We start from the raw sequence: 14,773 nt of genomic DNA, 5'->3' as shown, positions 1-14,773 counted from the left end.
GTGACCCTTCACGTGGAACACCTTGCGAAGTCCGGCGACGGCGAGCAGATCTCCTCCCATCAGGCTTCGGCCCCTTTCAGTTCGTTGACGATCTCTTCAGCCTGGTGGCAGGCGACCCAACGACCGTCCTCGACCTCACGCAACTCCGGCCGAACGTCGCGGCAGTAATCGGTGGCGAAGGGGCACCGTTTCTCGAACACGCATCCGGGCCCGACCTCGAATGCTCCCATCGGTTTGCCCGGAATGGCCGTCAGCTCTTTCACAGCAGTAGCGCTGGGGCGCGAGCCCAACAGGCCGGCTGTGTACGGATGCCGGGGGGTGTGATAGACGGCCGGGGACGGACCGCGTTCAACGATCACACCCGCGTACATTACGGCCAGGGTATCGGTGACAGCTGCCGCAAGATCAAGGTCGTGGGTGATGAAAAGCATGCCGAGCCCGTGTTGGATCCGCAGTTCGTTCAGGATCGCCATCACCTCAGACTGCACGGTGACATCCAGCGCAGTGGTGGGCTCGTCGGCGAGAAGGAGCTGCGGTGACGGCATCAGCGCCATCACGATCATCACCCGCTGCAACAACCCCCCGGACAGCTGATGCGGGTACTGCTTCAAGCGCCTGGCGCCGTCGGGGATCCCAACCTCGTCAAGCAGTTGTACGGCGCGCTTCTCGGCGGCCTCCCGCGTCATCTCTCCCGTTTCCACAACGCTCTCGACGAGGAAGTGACCCAGGGTCCACAACGGGTTGATGTGCGCGCGAGGATCCTGGAAGATCATGCCGACGTTCTTCGCTCGAAAGCGGGCCAGCGCTTTGCCCTTGAGCTTCGCCAGGTCTCTGCCCTGATAGTCGAGCCGTCCCCGCGCCCGCGCCCCTTCCGGCAGGAGCCGCATCACGGCTCGAGTGGTCATCGACTTGCCCGAGCCGGATTCACCGACCAGGCCGACCGACTCGCCCTCGTGGATTGTCAGGCTGACATCGTTGATGACGACCACACGGGCGTCCCGGGCGACACCAGGAAGATCGACTCCGAGATGGTCGATCTCGAGCAACGGATTATTGTCGTTCATCTGGCTGCTCCTAAGCGGGTGGAGATGCGTTCGCCGAGCATGTTAAAGGCGACCACAGTGATGACGATCATGAGTCCCGCCGACACACTCTGTTGGAAGGAACCTTCCAGCAGTTCCGAACGACCGTCGCTGACCATGAGTCCCCACTCTGCGGCCGGCGGCTGAACGCCGAGCCCGAGGAAGGAAATGGCTCCGAAATCCATCAGGGCTGCGCCGAATCCGAAGGTCGCCTGTGCCAGCACGATGGGGAACACATTGCCGAGGATGTGCCGGGAAGTGATCCGCCGGGCGGACAGGCCGGCTAGCTCGCACGCTTCGACATACGCCTTGTGTCGCTCTTGAATGGCGGCACTGCGCACCACGCGTGCGATATAGGGAACGTAGACCAGGGAGAGAGCGAGAACCGGTGCCCAGAAACCCACGCCGAACACAGCGACGGCCAGGACGGCGACCAGAATTCCCGGGATGGCGAAGAGCACGTTGAGCACTTTGTTGAGCAGGCTATCGAACCATCCTCCGAACCATGCCCCTGCCAAGGCGAGCGCCGTTCCCAACGTCGTGCTGACCAGCACGACCAGACCAGGACCGGCGAAGCTCAGACGCGCGCCGACGAGCAAGCGCGACAACACATCGCGCCCGAGAGAGTCTGTGCCGAGCCAATGAGCGGCACTGGGTCCTTCACCCGATGCGAGAATATCGGTCTGCGCAGGCGGATAGGGAGCTATGTACGGGCCGATCGCAGCGATCAGCGCCAGCGCTGAGCACACCGCCAGCACAGCGACGAACAACGGGTCCCGCATCCTCAGCCGGGAGCGGACGACCCAGCGACCTGGAACGGCAAGCTGCGTCATGACGTCCTTCCCGCCTTCCGCCGCTTGGGATCCAGCAGTGTGTGAGCAATATCGATGACGGTCGTGATAACGACGAACACAACGACGATGATCATGGCAATCGCCAAGACGATGGGATAGTCCTTATTGGAAACGCCCTCGACGAGCAGGGATCCGATTCCGTTTACAGCGAATGCCGCCTCGACGATGACCGACCCAGCCACGAGACCGGCTACGGTCAGTCCAGATGCGGTCAGCACCGGAATGGCTGAATTGCGAAGCACATGCCGCCGAAGAACCAGACTGCGGGGCAATCCGCGACCGATTGCGGTGGCGACGTGTTCCTTGGCTGCTTCCTCCCGCACCGCGGCTTGCGTGATTTGGGCTATATACGCTGTCCATGCCATGGAGAGCGCGATGGCAGGCAGGGTCAGATGCCAGATACTGTCCAGAAAATCCGATCCGGCGCCATAGGTGGGGAACCAACCCAGCCCGACGGCGAAGACTCCGATCAACAGAACTGCGGCCACAAATGTTGGAAGAGCGATTCCGACGCCGATCAACGCGCTGACGAGGGGCCGCAGACGTCGCGACATTCCCCCGAGAGTCCCCAGAGCGATGCCGATCACGAGGATGAGAATCGCGGCCATGGCGACAAGGGTGAGTGTTGTGCCGATCCGTGGAGCGAGAATCGCCGAGACATCGTCCCTGAAGGTGAAGGACACTCCGAAGTCCCCCCGCATGGCACCCATGAGCCAGTTCCAGTAGCGCACGAGCAGAGGATCGTCGAGGCCCAGCTGCTCCCTCATCGCCGACCGTTGCTCCTCGGTTGCGCGAGCATCCAGGATCTGTGCGATCGGGTTCCCCGGAGCGAAGGCCAAGGCTACAAATATGATGAACGACGCAGCCAGCACGGTGCCCAGTGGCCCGCCCACCCAGCGAAGGACAAGCGCGGCCCGAGACCGGAACGGTCTGCGCGTTCCGGTCCCGGGAGTGACCTGCTCAACTTTCACAGAGGTATGACCCGTCCGTCTTATTCGGCAGAGCCGACGTACGCCAACGACGGCATGATGAGATAGGCGAACGAGGTCACGGCCCCGGCAAACTTCTTATTGAGGAAGGTCACCGAGTGGAGGTTCAACAACGGGATGTTCGCTGAGGCGCGTTCGTAGATCGATTGAGCCTCAATGATCATTTCGGCTCGTTCTTCAGGATCGAATGTTGCGCGTGCCTCGATCAGCAAACGCGAGACATCCGCATCTTCAAACCCGCTCGTGTTGTATGCGCCATCCGGCAAGTAACTGAACCCGAGCGGTTCGATGGGGTCTTGCACCGCATTGAAGCTCGTGCCGACAAACAGGTGGATGCCCTCTCTCTTCTCGGCGTCATACTGCGCCTCGGCGAACGCCAGCGGCTGCATCGACTCGATGACGATGTTGAGCCCTGCCGCTTGAGCCTGCTGCTGGACGAGCTGTCCCACTTGAGAGAGCGTTTCATCGCCCGCGGGAACCGCCAGCAAGATCTCCTCGCCGCCGTAGTCCGAAGCTTCGACGAGCGCCGTCGCTTCGTCGATGTTCAGCTTTCGCTCTTCTTCAAACTCGGAGTACGCATCGGCGTAGAGATTCCTGACCTCGCTCGGCCAGGTCGCGGGCGAGATCACCGTGTAGGCGGGGATGGCCGCGCCGTTGTACACGATCTCGGCCAATGCCTCGCGATCGACAACGATCTGGAGCGCGCGACGCACGTCGACGTCCCCGAGCGGCCCGCCCGGGTTAGCCACGGTGAGGCCCATGCTCTGCATCGAGGGGCCGAAGTACAGGTTTCCGGCGTCAGAGCCGTCCAACGCTGAAATCGCCGCTGGCGAGATCTCGTGAGCAGCGTCGATCTCTCCCGCATTGAGAGCCTGAGTCATAGCTGTGGTATCGGTGACGAAGGTGAACGTCACCTGCTCGGCCAGCGGTTGCCGATCGGGGTTCCAATAGCTCTCATTCTTGGAGATAGTGATGCTCTCACCTGGCAGCCATTCATCCAGTTCGAACGGGCCGCTGCACATAACGCCGCCGCTGGCCGTTCCGAAGGCCTCACCGGCCTGTTCGGTGAACTCCTTCTGCACAACCATTCCGGCGAACGTCGCCATCTCAAGATTGAACAGTTCGTCAGGCTGGCTGAAGGTGACGGTCACCTCACGCGCGCCGGTCACGCCGATGGATGCGACGTTGGCATAGAGAAAAGCCACGATGGACGTCGGTGCCGCGGCGCGGTTGAGGCTGAAGGCCACATCCTCGACGGTGACAGGGCTTCCATCCCAGAAGGTGGCATCCGCTCGGAGGGTATAGACCAGCTCGGTGGGGCTGACCTGCTCGAAGTCGACCAGGTTGGGGCTCAGGTTGTAGTCGGCGTCCACTGTCAGGAGCGAATCACAAAGGTTGCTCACCACTCCCGCACCGGAATAGGTCGGAGCATTCGGAGGGTCGATGCTGGCCGGTTCACCTGTGGGAAGGTTCCAGACGAGAGAATCGACTGGCCCTTGTGCGGCGGGGGCGACCGAGACGAGTTCGCGTTCGGAAGCCGACCCTTCGTCGGCGCGATCGGAATTGCCGGCTGCCGTGCAACCGGTCACGGTCAGAACGGCGCCCATTCCGATGAATGCTGCCACTCGGAGACGCCCTCGGCGTTCCAGTTGTCTGCGACTGCGGGACATAAGTACTCCTCGTTGAGTTCTGTCAGTGAGCGCTTGCTGTGTAACAAGCAATATATAGCACGGACTACATTCCGACAATATCCTGAACCTTGCGGATAATCTTCCACATGACAGACGTTATATAGTGTCTGCTATACGAACCGAAGAGGAGCACGTAATGACGATGACGTCCAACTTCACCAACCTCGACGCCCTGTTCGATGCGAAGAGCATTGCGGTGATCGGAGCGTCTGGGAAACGTGCCGATGCCACAGGAAACCAGGTGATCCGTCATCTGCGGGATACCGGGTACACGGGGACGATCCACGCAGTCAATCCCTCTGGCGCCCTCATAGAGGGGGTTCAAGCGGTGCGTTCCACCACCGACCTGCCAGACATCGACCTTGCTGTTGTGACGCTCCCGCCCGGCGCTATCGGCACCGTCCTCCTCGACCTCGAGAACGCGGGCTGCCCGGCTGCGGCCGTGTTGAGCGTCGAGTTGACCCAGGACGAGACCGACACCCTTGTCACGTGGAAGGAGACGAGGGGAATGGTTGTGCACGGCCCCAATTGCATGGGCGTCATCAACGTGCAAAGGAGCATGGCCGTCTGGGCAGACGAGGGTATCCTGACGGGCCTGCGACCCGGTGACGTCTCGATCGTGTCGCAATCGGGATCAGGCGCTATCTTCGTGACCCGATCCGCCCCCGGGATCGGCTTCGCGAAGATCATCTCCACCGGCAACGAATACGCCACTTCGTCAGCAGATTACATCTCCTGGTTGGCCGACGACCCTGACACTCGGGTGATCGGCTTGGTGCTGGAGTCCATATCCGATGCCGAAGCGTTTCAGGCCGCGGTCGCCAAGGCGCGTCGGGCCGGAAAACCGTTGGTCGCACTCAAAGTCGGTCGCACCGAAGCGGGTGGCCGGGCGACTGTCGCGCATACCGGCGCGATCCTCTCCAGCGATTCCGCGTATACCGCACTGTTCGAGAGACTTGATCTTCCCCTGGTCGCCGACTATGACGAGCTCGCCTCCTCGCTCGAAGCGCTGTCCGTTCTCCGTTCACGGACAGTGGCGGGCCCCAGAGTAGGTGTCATCACCATCTCGGGTGGGCAGGCCGCACTCACAGCAGACCTGGCAACCGCTCGCTCAATCACGCTTCCCCCGTTCAGCGATGCTACATCCCACGAACTTTCCGCACTGTTCTCGGGTGCAACCATCAACAACCCATTCGACGCCGGCGCAGGCGCCTCGTCCCACGAAAGCGCATTCGGCGACGCGCTTGGAGTCCTGTGCCGCGATCCCAGCCTCGACGCGGTCCTGGTCGTCGCGGATGCGCAATCGAGCCTCTCCGACAGAGAAATCGCCTACGAGGAACAAATGATCACCGATGTCACCGCGGCAGCGGCAGCGCATCCGGCCAAACCTGTCGTGATCGCTTCCAGTTCATCTCTCACGATTCATCCCAGCCGGGTGACCACTCCTGACTCTCTTGTTCCCGTTCTGCGCGGCATCGGGAACGCTCTGGTCGCACTCACGGCTGCGGCCGCCAATAAGTCGACGCTGCCACGTCCGATCGAGCGACCCGACGATCTGCCGTCGATGCCGACGGTCGAGCATCTCACACGTGCTCTCGACACACTGAGCGGCCCCGTGCCCCGTGATTTCCTCGCGCAGATCTTCACCGCGTACGGTATTCCGCTGGTCCCTTCGTCCACGGTCACAGAACTCTCCCAGGCAATCGCCTGGGCCCAGGCGCACCGCTTCCCTCTCGCCCTTAAAGTTGATTCACCCGACATCGCCCACCGGTCAGACATCGGCGCGGTGATCACGGATATCCGCAATGTGGATGACCTGAAGGAGGCGTGGGAGAAGATCCTGGCGAATGTGCAGATTCACAGACCCGACGCGGTCATCGCCGGGCTCGAGGTGCAGGAGCAGATCGTCGGGTGCATCGAGGCCTTCACCGGGTTCGTGACCGATGCCCGAATCGGGACGACGATCGGCCTGGGAATGGGTGGAACTCTTGTGGAACTGCTCGATGACACGGCGCGTGCGTTGGCTCCGATCAGTGCAGAAGATGCCACCTCGCTCCTGAAAACGACCCGCCTGCAGTCGCTTCTGGATGGCTACCGTAACCTGAATCCGATGACACCGGCGCACCACTTCACCGACGTGGTCAGCCGCCTCTCGTGGATGGCCGATGATCTGAGGACGAGTCTGCGTGAGGCCGATCTCAACCCCGTTCTCGTCGAACAGGAAACGGGCCGAGTGTTCGTCATCGACGCACTCCTGGTTGCGGGAGCGGACGAGCATTCGCAAGAGGCGCTCTCGCCCGCCGAGTGCGTTTAGGTCGTTACCGCATCGGACTGACGCACACCAAGCCCGCGAAGTGCGTTGTACAGCACAGACAGCTGCCTCTCCGAAGGCCAAAGCTGTGGATGCTCGACCGCCGACAAAACCAAGCCGTTGACCGTCGCCCTCAACACATCAACGGCAGCAGGCACCTCAGCCGCGGGCAACAACGGTTCAAGGTACACGCTCATGAGTTGACGGGTGCGCTTCTCCATGGCGACGTAGAAATGGTCGATGCTGGACTCCTCCCGCATCGAGTTCAAAGCAATCCTGGTCGCTTCACGCTCGAGCTCCTCTTCGTCCAACGGCAGCAACCACTTGAGAAGTGTCTCCAGCCGGGCATATTCGTCGGAACACTGTTCCAACTCGATCATCTCCGCGTCATAGCTCGCTATCAGATCATCGACGATGGCTTCGAATAAATCGCTGCGCTTGGCGAAAAAGTGCGTAACGAGGGTGATCGAGCCATTCAGTTCCTCAGCCAGGCTGCGCAGAGTCAGCGCTCCGAGCCCGCCCCTCGCAATGATACGCATTGCAGCACTTGTGACTTCGAGACGCCGCTCGAGTGGATCGACTTTTCGTGCCATCCTGCACCTCTCTCTGAGCCGACGTCGCCGCCTGGCTCACGTCTCGCAGATGTGAAACGTTCCGTAACGACATTCTATGTAATAGCTTATATATAGTACGTGATACACAAGGTTGTGTGCTGCGCCGTCTTGACGGCCGTACCTACAGGAGAGGAAGCTCCCTCATGTCCGTTCAACAGACAGAGACCCAAATCGCGGTCACAAACTGGGAAGACGCGCCGAAGCTCGCGGGCCAAGAGTTCTGCGGAAGCTGGTTCTCGGTGGAAGAAGACAAATTGGCACTGTTCGACGAGGCCATCTACGTCAAGAAGAATCCGAACGGTGTCAACATCGGGCTCTATCCCCCAGGCCTCATCGAGGGATTCCACTTGCTGGGCCTGCTGGACCATCTCGTCAACGAGGTCTGTTATATCGACGAGCCTCGGTGGTCCGGCTGGAACTACGGGTTCGACAGAGTGCGCTTCGTCAGCATGGTCACCCTCAGCGATCGCATCCGCGTGCGAGGCACAGTCCAATCGATCGAACAGCGTGGCGACAATCTCCTCGTCCTGTTTCACTGCACCCTTGAGGTCGAGGGTCGCGCGAAGCCGGGGATGATCGCCGAGTGGAGGGTCATGTGGACCTTGCTCGACGAGGAGACTGCATCATGAGCACGAACGAACTGACCTGGATGGGTGGCTATGAAATGGCCACGAAGATCCGTGCCCGTGATATCTCCCCGGTCGAGGCTGTGGACGCGGCGCTCGCCCAGTTGGAACGAACCGAGCCGCACCTGAACGCTTTCGTCACCGTCACCGCGGAGGCGGCGCGCGCCCAAGGCCGACAAGCAGAAGAACGACTTATGGCCAGCAATGGGAATGACCTGGGCGCCCTGTTCGGCGTACCGATCACCGTGAAGGATCTCTGTGACACCGCGGGAGTGCGAACCACCTATGGGTCGAAGGCGTTCGCCGATCATGTGCCGACTGAGGATTCCATTGCCTGGGCCCGGCTCAAGGCCGCCGGTGCGATCCTGATCGGCAAGACCACCACTCCCGAGTTCGGTGCACTCGGCGTCACCGACAGCGCTCTCACCGGAGTCACCAACAACCCCTGGCGCACCACCCATACCTCCGGCGGGTCCAGCGGAGGCGCAGCGGCCTCCGTGGCCGCGGGCGTCACCGCGTTCGCCTGGGGTTCCGATGGCGGCGGTTCCGTTCGAGTGCCGGCAGCCTGTTGCGGCGTCGTGGGGCACAAGGCCTCGCTGGGACGCATCCCCGGTGAGCAGGCATGGGAGTCCGCCGTCACCGACGGTCCGCTGACCCGTTCGGTCGTCGATTCCGCACTGCTCCTCGCCGTCACCGCCGGGCCGCACCCGAACGATCCGCTCTCCCTCCCGTGGACGGGCGACGATTTCGTGGCCGCGGTACTGAACGACCCGTCGCTCGCGGGCCTCCGGATCGCGTTCACCCCGGACTGCGGCAGCGCCAACGTCGACCACGAGGTAGCACGGATCGTGCAGCGTGCAGTGCAACGCATCGCGGACGACGGCGGCGCCCACGTGGAACAGATCGAGATGGCTCTCCCCGACCCGATCGAGTACTTCGAGCACTATTGGTCTCCCAGCTTCGCGGCCGGGGTGCGCGCAGCCGAAGCAACCCAGAACATGGGGCATCCGGCGATGACGCGCCTCGCCGAGATCGGAGAGCGTATGTCCGCTGTCGACTACCTGACCACGGCCACCCAGACCCGTGGCGAGATCTCGAGGGGGTTCAACAATGTACTGGCGAAGCACGACCTCGTTGTCATGCCGACGATGCCCGTCACGGCGTTCCCTCACCCCGGAGAGGCGGCAGGAAACACCCATGTCAACGGGGAACCAGTGCATGCACCTCACCTGGACTTCCATAGGCTGACGGAACCGCCCAGTCATGCCGGCCTCCCCGCGATCACGGTTCCCTGCGGGTTCTCAGAAGAGGGTCTCCCTGTGGGACTGCAGATCGTCGGCCCGCGCTTCGCCGATTCGGCCGTCCTTGCCGCCGCGGCCGCCTTCGAGGCCATCAGCCCCTGGAATACCGTTCGGCCCGCGCTCTGAATCAGCCGAGACGATCGAGACAATCGGCTCCTCGCCGTGCCGCCTACCGCTCTCACCGCGATAGCGATGCCAGCACCCGAACAACGGCAACGCCGCCGTCAAGGGCATCCGTACGTCGCAAAACATAGGGTCGGGGCGTAGTTGCGCCTGTCGTCCCGAAGGACATCGAAGCCAGACCAGTCGAGCTCTTCCCTAGAGCCTTGTGATCCTGGAAGAGTGAGTGTACAGTCACTCACATGTCACCGCGCACACTCTCGTCCGCGGAAGCCCGACGGCCTGTAATCATCGGCGCCGCTCTCGCCGCGTTCGCGCGGGGCGGATACCGCGGAACCACCATCACGGACGTCGCCCGTGAGGCGGGGATTTCGAGCGCGTATGTGCTCAAGCTCTTCGGCGACAAGGAGGCACTCTTCGTCGCCGCGCTCGATGCATGCTTCGAACGCGTCGAGCAGGCCCTGGCGGGCGCGCCCGCCGACGGATCCCCCACCGAGATCCTCGATTCAATGGGCGACGCATATGCCGACCTCATCACCGATCGAACGCTGCTCCTCATCCAGGTGCACGCGCAGTCGGTGGCAACGATCCCCGGAATCGGCGACGCCCTTCGAAGCGGCCTGGCGCGTATCACCCGGTTCGCGAAGCAACGATCCGGAGCCGCCGACCGTGACGTGCAACGATTCATCGCCTACGGCCAGCTCTGCCACCTCATCGTCACGTCGGGCATCGCCGATATCGATGACGACTGGTCGCGCATCCTGACCAATGGCGTGCGCCACCCCGAGATCTGAAGGAAAGAATATGACCACCACACCCGGCATCCTTATCGCCGGCGCTACCGGATCCACCGGCCGCGCGACCGCCGACGCCCTGACCGCACGCGGCGTCAGATTCCGCGCCATGTCACGCCGACCGTCGTCCGCGGAGTTCTCGGTACAGGCCGACCTCGACGACGCCGACAGCGTGCGCGCAGCGCTCCACGGCGTGCGCACGGTATATCTCGTATCGCCGTCGACGGAACGCGCTGAGTCGCAGCAGAAGCAATTCGTCGACCTGGCAGCCGATACGGGCGTTCGCCACCTCGTGTTGCTCTCCCAGCTGGGATCTGTGTGCGACTCCCCGGTTCGATTCTTGCGATACCACGCCGCCGTCGAGCAGCACGCGTTCGCGTCGGGTATCGGCGTCACCGCACTACGTCCGAACCTCTTTATGCAAGGCCTGTTCGCCGTCGCGAGCATCGTGCAGGCAACACGGACGCTGCCCGCGCCTATCGGCGATGCCCGCGTGAGCCTCATCGATGTGCGCGACATCGGCGACATCGCCTCCCACGCCCTCACGTCGCCCGAGCCGCTGGGCATCCAGACGCTCACGGGGCCAGAATCGCTCACCCACGCCGACCTCGCAGGGCAGCTCTCCGCTGCGACAGGCCACGAGATCCGGTTCGGAGACATCACCCCCGAGCACTTCAGCGAGCTGCTCACGGGCGTGCTTCCACCCTGGCAGGTCGGGGGCCTGCTCGAGGACTACGCGCACTACGCACGCGGCGAGGCCGCCGAGGTCTCGCCGGCCGTGCCCGATCTGCTGGGCCGTCCGGCCCGCAGCTTCGCGGCCTTCGCAGCCGAGCACGCGGCGGTCTTCCGAAGCGAGTGACTACCCCCGCGCCTCCTGCAGACGCTCGTGCAGCACGCGGGTGGGAACTAAGGTCGATGCGCCGGTTGGAGCGCACCCACACTCGCCTGAAGAAGCGCTGGCCGGGGGCTCGACTACATGACTTGCGCCGGATCTGCAGATTGCAGTCCCCACTCGACCGCGTGCCTGTTCTGAGATCAGCACACCGCCCACCCCCGCAATCACGATGTCTTCGTCACCGACGCTGAGCTTGCGACACCCCCACCCAACGTGTCCGACTATTCGATCGTCTACTCGCACGATGACGTGGAGATCATGCGGCGCATAGCCGTAAGGCTGGTCCGGATCCCATTCCCTGAAGTCGTCGCGGTACTCGTCATCGAACGGGCGACGAAGTCCGGCGAGATGGTCCGACGTGAGTTCATCGTGCGCGATGCTGTCGATCGTAAGACGGCTCATGGCTGGGCGCGCCACGGATCGAAGAGCTCAACGCCAGTATGCGCGAAGTCCTTGACGTTGCGCGTCGCGCAGGTTGCGCTGTGAGCCAGGCAGATCGCAGCAATCTGCGCATCGGCCGTACTGATCGGCGATCCGGCTGACTCGCGAGCGACGAGGACGTCGGCATAGCGGTCAGCGGCCCGGTCGTCGAAGGGCACCACCGAGCGGCTGCCTCGATACGGCTCAATCGCGGCGTCGATCCGGGACGCCAGATCCTCCCTGCGGCGGCCACTCGGCAGCCGCCGTACTCCGGCCAGCAGTTCCCCGAGCGTGACCGAGGTGATCGCGACGTCGCCTGTGAGCGACTCAAGCCAGTCAACGACGCGCTCGTCCGGCGCGGGCCGAAAGATCTCCGAGATGACGTTGGTGTCGAGGACGATCACTCGAAGTCCACCGCTCGCGCAACGTCCTCGCGCGCCGGGATTGGCAACTCATCGACACCGCCGACCCCCTGGGCGACGGACAGTAGAGCCATCCCGATGTGGGGCCGTCGCGCGGCTTTCGTGAGGATGTCGCGGACCTCGGCTTCCATCGAGCGTCCGTGCTTCTTGGCCCGCGCCGCCAGCTGCTGCTTCACTGAGTCATCGAGACCGCGAACGACGATAGATGACATGGATGACCACCTCCTCGACTGATATCAATCATGATAGCAGTCGAGCCAATCCAAGCGGCCCGTCGAACAACGAGAGATCGCTGGCCAGTGGCCTCTCGTCTGCTTCTGCAGGTCGAGACATGTCAAATCGGGCCCGTCAGAACATCGATGGTCGGCCGGGAGGCTCCTCCTTGTCGACGCACGGCGATAGCACACCATTCGAAACGAGGTCGACGATCGCGAACGAGGAGAACTCTCCCCGTCAGCAGCCTGGCTACACGTTGAACCGGAACTCCACCACGTGCCCACACGTAGGGCTATTACGAACTGCGCCGTGCCGGCGCGACCTTCCTCAGCGCTCGACGCCCTGCAGGCCCTCGAGGCGGTGCTCGGCGTACGCCAGCGCCAGGTCGGCGTCCCGCACGGCGTGCTCGCCCTCCTGGATGCGGTCCAGCAGGCGCTGCACGGGCACGGCGTCGGCCTCCTGGGCCACGAGCTCGCCGAGTTCGTCCCGCTCGGCGAGCGCGGCTTCCAGGTGCTCCTGGTGGTGCGCCGCGAGGATCCGCAGGCGCGCGACCCGGTCCTCGGCCCAGCGGAGCCGCGAGGCGCGGTCAAGCCCTGTCCTGCCCTGCGCCCACGCAGCCAGCTCGGGCTGGTCGACATCAGCGGGCACACCGGTCCCAAGGGGCTCCTCGGCAGGGCGGCCCGCGGGGACGTGCGAGAGCAGTACAGCGGGCGAGACGTCCAGGACGACGGAGACGGCGACGAGGTCGTCCGCCGTCACGATCGCGCCGCCCTGCTCGATCAGCCGCAGGTCGTCGACGTCGAGGTCGTGGCCCGCGGTGCTCAGGGCGTAGGAGAGCTCGTCTCGGGAGAGCCGGCGGATCTCGCGGTAGCGGGCGATGCCGTCGCCGACGGCGCGGGAGGAGGTGGAAGGACGCGGCATGGGATCGACACTACGCCGGGGCGAGGACACCGATCGGCTCGGAGATGAGGACCCGCGGAGAGCTCGAGCGGGAGCGGGAGCGAGCGTGAGGGAAGCAGGGGCGAACGGGGGCGGAGAGCAGGAGAGCAGACGGAGAGCAGGGATAACGGCTCTGCTCTCCGTGAGATTGCGCGCACCACCCGGGGCGACGCCGCTGCGGAGAGCAGGGAGAGCAGAATCGGGGACTCCCATGTGACGCGGTGTGTGCGCGTCACACCGCGCAAGTCACGCCGCGTGACGCACGCACGCACACGGAGTACCCGAGGCCGGTCGATCAGTGCTCTCCTGCTCTCCCTAGGCACATCTCCTTGCTACCACCAGGACTTACGCACGGAGAGCAGTGCGGAGAGCAGGGAGCTGCCGTGCTCTCCTGCTCTCCGATCAGCAGTGAGTGTCCATGCTCGACCTACACCCGACCGCCTGAGCTCCTCGTTGCGACCGTGCGATGACTGAGCACCGCGACCAGCGGCACGTCGAAGATCCCGGCCCCCTCGTCCAGACGCATTACTCAGTCCGGCCGAGATGCCTTGAGCTGTTCGATCTCCTCTTCGAGCTCGGATATGGCCCCCTGCGCCTCTTGGACGTCGAACCAGGCATCCTTCTCCTTCGCCCCTTGCACGACCAGCTCACGCTGTAGCTCCTCGAGCCTGGCCTCGACGGGATCCTGCTCGCTCAGGAGGGCGGAGAGCGGCACGCCCAGTGCGCCCGCAGCGGCGGCCGCCTCGTCGAGCTTGATGATCCGTCCCGAACTCGGGTTCTCGATGCGGGAGACAGCACTCGCGTCGATGCCCGTACCGAGGGCCTCGCTCATGCGCTGGGCGAGCTGTGCCTGACTCAGGCCGGCTCGCTGCCGCTCCTCGCGGAGCCGATGCGCGAAGACCTTGCTGTACGTCGCCATGCGGGACCTCCTCGTATACGAGCACTTCCGTGTTCCATTAGCATACATTGGCGCGGTGCTTGTCAGATGAGCAGAGATCGCTTAAGCTAGAGAGCAAGGCAGCACCCCACGGTGCGGTCCCCCGCGTGCGGGCATAGCTACGCGTCCCCCGAAGTCGAGAGGGCACGCCGCGCCGCACGAGAGTGCTCGGTCGTCGCGACCGTCACGGCTGAGGCAGGCGCGGACTCGGACGAGATGAAGGTTCTCTCCCGAGAGGCACCCCTCCATGAGCACAACGACCCTCCGTGAGGAGCTCACCGTCCCCGAGGTGGCGCGCCGCCTGCGACGCCATCCGGCGACCATCCGTGAGTACATCCATTCCGGCCGCCTGCCGGCCCATCGCCTGGGCGGCCGCGAGTTCCGCGTGTATGCGTCCGACCTCGAGCGTCTGACCGGCCCTGTCGAGGAGCACACGGCCGGAGACGCCCCCGCCGAGAGCCTCGAGGAGATCGCGGCGCGCCTCGTCCTGACGTGGCCTGAGCTCTCGCCCGAGCGGAAGCGCGAGCTCGGCCGCCTGCTCGCCGCCTGACCGGAGAAAGAC

The 14,773-nt window shown here is 63.9% G+C and carries 15 protein-coding genes; 6 read left to right on the top strand and 9 right to left on the bottom strand.

Annotated elements, in window-relative coordinates:
• Positions 1 to 59: 59 nt before the first annotated feature.
• From ACYVF5_RS05865 to ACYVF5_RS05850, 4 genes are all read right to left on the bottom strand, one after another.
• A complete protein-coding gene (locus ACYVF5_RS05865; RefSeq protein ID WP_460944284.1) occupies positions 60 to 1,064 on the bottom strand; it encodes an ABC transporter ATP-binding protein in 1,005 nt (334 codons plus the stop codon).
• Positions 1,061 to 1,915 (bottom strand): ABC transporter permease, encoded by an 855-nt coding sequence (locus ACYVF5_RS05860; RefSeq protein ID WP_460944281.1) that lies wholly within the window; start codon positions 1,913 to 1,915, stop codon positions 1,061 to 1,063. The genes ACYVF5_RS05865 and ACYVF5_RS05860 overlap by 4 nt, the downstream gene beginning before the upstream one ends.
• Positions 1,912 to 2,829 carry an ABC transporter permease gene (locus ACYVF5_RS05855; RefSeq protein ID WP_460944279.1) on the bottom strand — a complete coding sequence of 306 codons (918 nt, stop codon included), beginning with the start codon at positions 2,827 to 2,829 and terminating at the stop codon, positions 1,912 to 1,914. Before ACYVF5_RS05855 ends, ACYVF5_RS05860 begins: the two co-directional genes overlap by 4 nt.
• Before the next feature lie 98 nt (positions 2,830 to 2,927).
• Entirely contained in the window at positions 2,928 to 4,550 is a 1,623-nt protein-coding gene (locus tag ACYVF5_RS05850) for an ABC transporter substrate-binding protein (RefSeq protein WP_460944277.1), read from the bottom strand.
• 202 nt (positions 4,551 to 4,752) lie between these two features.
• On the opposite strand from ACYVF5_RS05850, the gene ACYVF5_RS05845 reads away from it, so the two are divergent.
• Positions 4,753 to 6,930 (top strand): acetate--CoA ligase family protein, encoded by a 2,178-nt coding sequence (locus tag ACYVF5_RS05845; RefSeq protein ID WP_460944275.1) that lies wholly within the window; start codon positions 4,753 to 4,755, stop codon positions 6,928 to 6,930.
• Here the strand turns inward: ACYVF5_RS05845 and ACYVF5_RS05840 are convergent.
• Positions 6,927 to 7,520 (bottom strand): TetR family transcriptional regulator, encoded by a 594-nt coding sequence (locus ACYVF5_RS05840; protein WP_460944273.1) that lies wholly within the window; start codon positions 7,518 to 7,520, stop codon positions 6,927 to 6,929. The two genes, ACYVF5_RS05845 and ACYVF5_RS05840, sit on opposite strands and share 4 nt — an antisense overlap.
• Positions 7,521 to 7,684: 164 nt before the next feature.
• Here ACYVF5_RS05840 and ACYVF5_RS05835 point away from each other — a divergent pair, with 164 nt between their 5' ends.
• From ACYVF5_RS05835 to ACYVF5_RS05820, 4 genes are all read left to right on the top strand, one after another.
• Positions 7,685 to 8,170, top strand: coding sequence for a hotdog family protein (locus ACYVF5_RS05835; protein ID WP_460944271.1), 486 nt, complete (start codon positions 7,685 to 7,687; stop codon positions 8,168 to 8,170).
• Positions 8,167 to 9,594 carry an amidase gene (locus ACYVF5_RS05830; RefSeq protein WP_460944269.1) on the top strand — a complete coding sequence of 476 codons (1,428 nt, stop codon included), beginning with the start codon at positions 8,167 to 8,169 and terminating at the stop codon, positions 9,592 to 9,594. Before ACYVF5_RS05835 ends, ACYVF5_RS05830 begins: the two co-directional genes overlap by 4 nt.
• A 236-nt stretch (positions 9,595 to 9,830) precedes the next feature.
• A complete protein-coding gene (locus ACYVF5_RS05825) occupies positions 9,831 to 10,382 on the top strand; it encodes a TetR/AcrR family transcriptional regulator (RefSeq protein ID WP_460944267.1) in 552 nt (183 codons plus the stop codon).
• 10 nt (positions 10,383 to 10,392) lie between these two features.
• Positions 10,393 to 11,241 (top strand): NmrA family NAD(P)-binding protein, encoded by an 849-nt coding sequence (locus tag ACYVF5_RS05820; protein WP_460944265.1) that lies wholly within the window; start codon positions 10,393 to 10,395, stop codon positions 11,239 to 11,241.
• Positions 11,242 to 11,675: 434 nt separating this feature from the next.
• On the opposite strand, the gene ACYVF5_RS05815 is transcribed toward ACYVF5_RS05820, so the two are convergent.
• The 4 genes from ACYVF5_RS05815 to ACYVF5_RS05800 form a co-directional block, all read right to left on the bottom strand.
• Positions 11,676 to 12,101: a PIN domain-containing protein gene (locus tag ACYVF5_RS05815; RefSeq protein WP_460944263.1), complete on the bottom strand. Its 426-nt coding sequence runs from the start codon at positions 12,099 to 12,101 to the stop codon at positions 11,676 to 11,678.
• Positions 12,098 to 12,331, bottom strand: a complete 234-nt coding sequence (locus tag ACYVF5_RS05810) for a FitA-like ribbon-helix-helix domain-containing protein (protein ID WP_460944261.1) — start codon at positions 12,329 to 12,331, stop codon at positions 12,098 to 12,100. The genes ACYVF5_RS05815 and ACYVF5_RS05810 overlap by 4 nt, the downstream gene beginning before the upstream one ends.
• A 331-nt stretch (positions 12,332 to 12,662) precedes the next feature.
• On the bottom strand, positions 12,663 to 13,256 hold the full coding sequence (locus tag ACYVF5_RS05805; RefSeq protein ID WP_460944259.1) for a hypothetical protein: 594 nt from the start codon (positions 13,254 to 13,256) through the stop codon (positions 12,663 to 12,665).
• Between the two features lie 547 nt (positions 13,257 to 13,803).
• A complete protein-coding gene (locus ACYVF5_RS05800; RefSeq protein ID WP_460944257.1) occupies positions 13,804 to 14,193 on the bottom strand; it encodes a helix-turn-helix domain-containing protein in 390 nt (129 codons plus the stop codon).
• 265 nt (positions 14,194 to 14,458) lie between these two features.
• Between ACYVF5_RS05800 and ACYVF5_RS05795 the strand changes: the two genes are divergently transcribed.
• Entirely contained in the window at positions 14,459 to 14,761 is a 303-nt protein-coding gene (locus ACYVF5_RS05795) for a helix-turn-helix domain-containing protein (protein ID WP_460944255.1), read from the top strand.
• Positions 14,762 to 14,773: the final 12 nt, after the last annotated feature.

It is taken from the genome of Okibacterium endophyticum (genome assembly GCF_054780075.1).
This window is presented reverse-complemented; position numbering and strand designations above follow the sequence as displayed.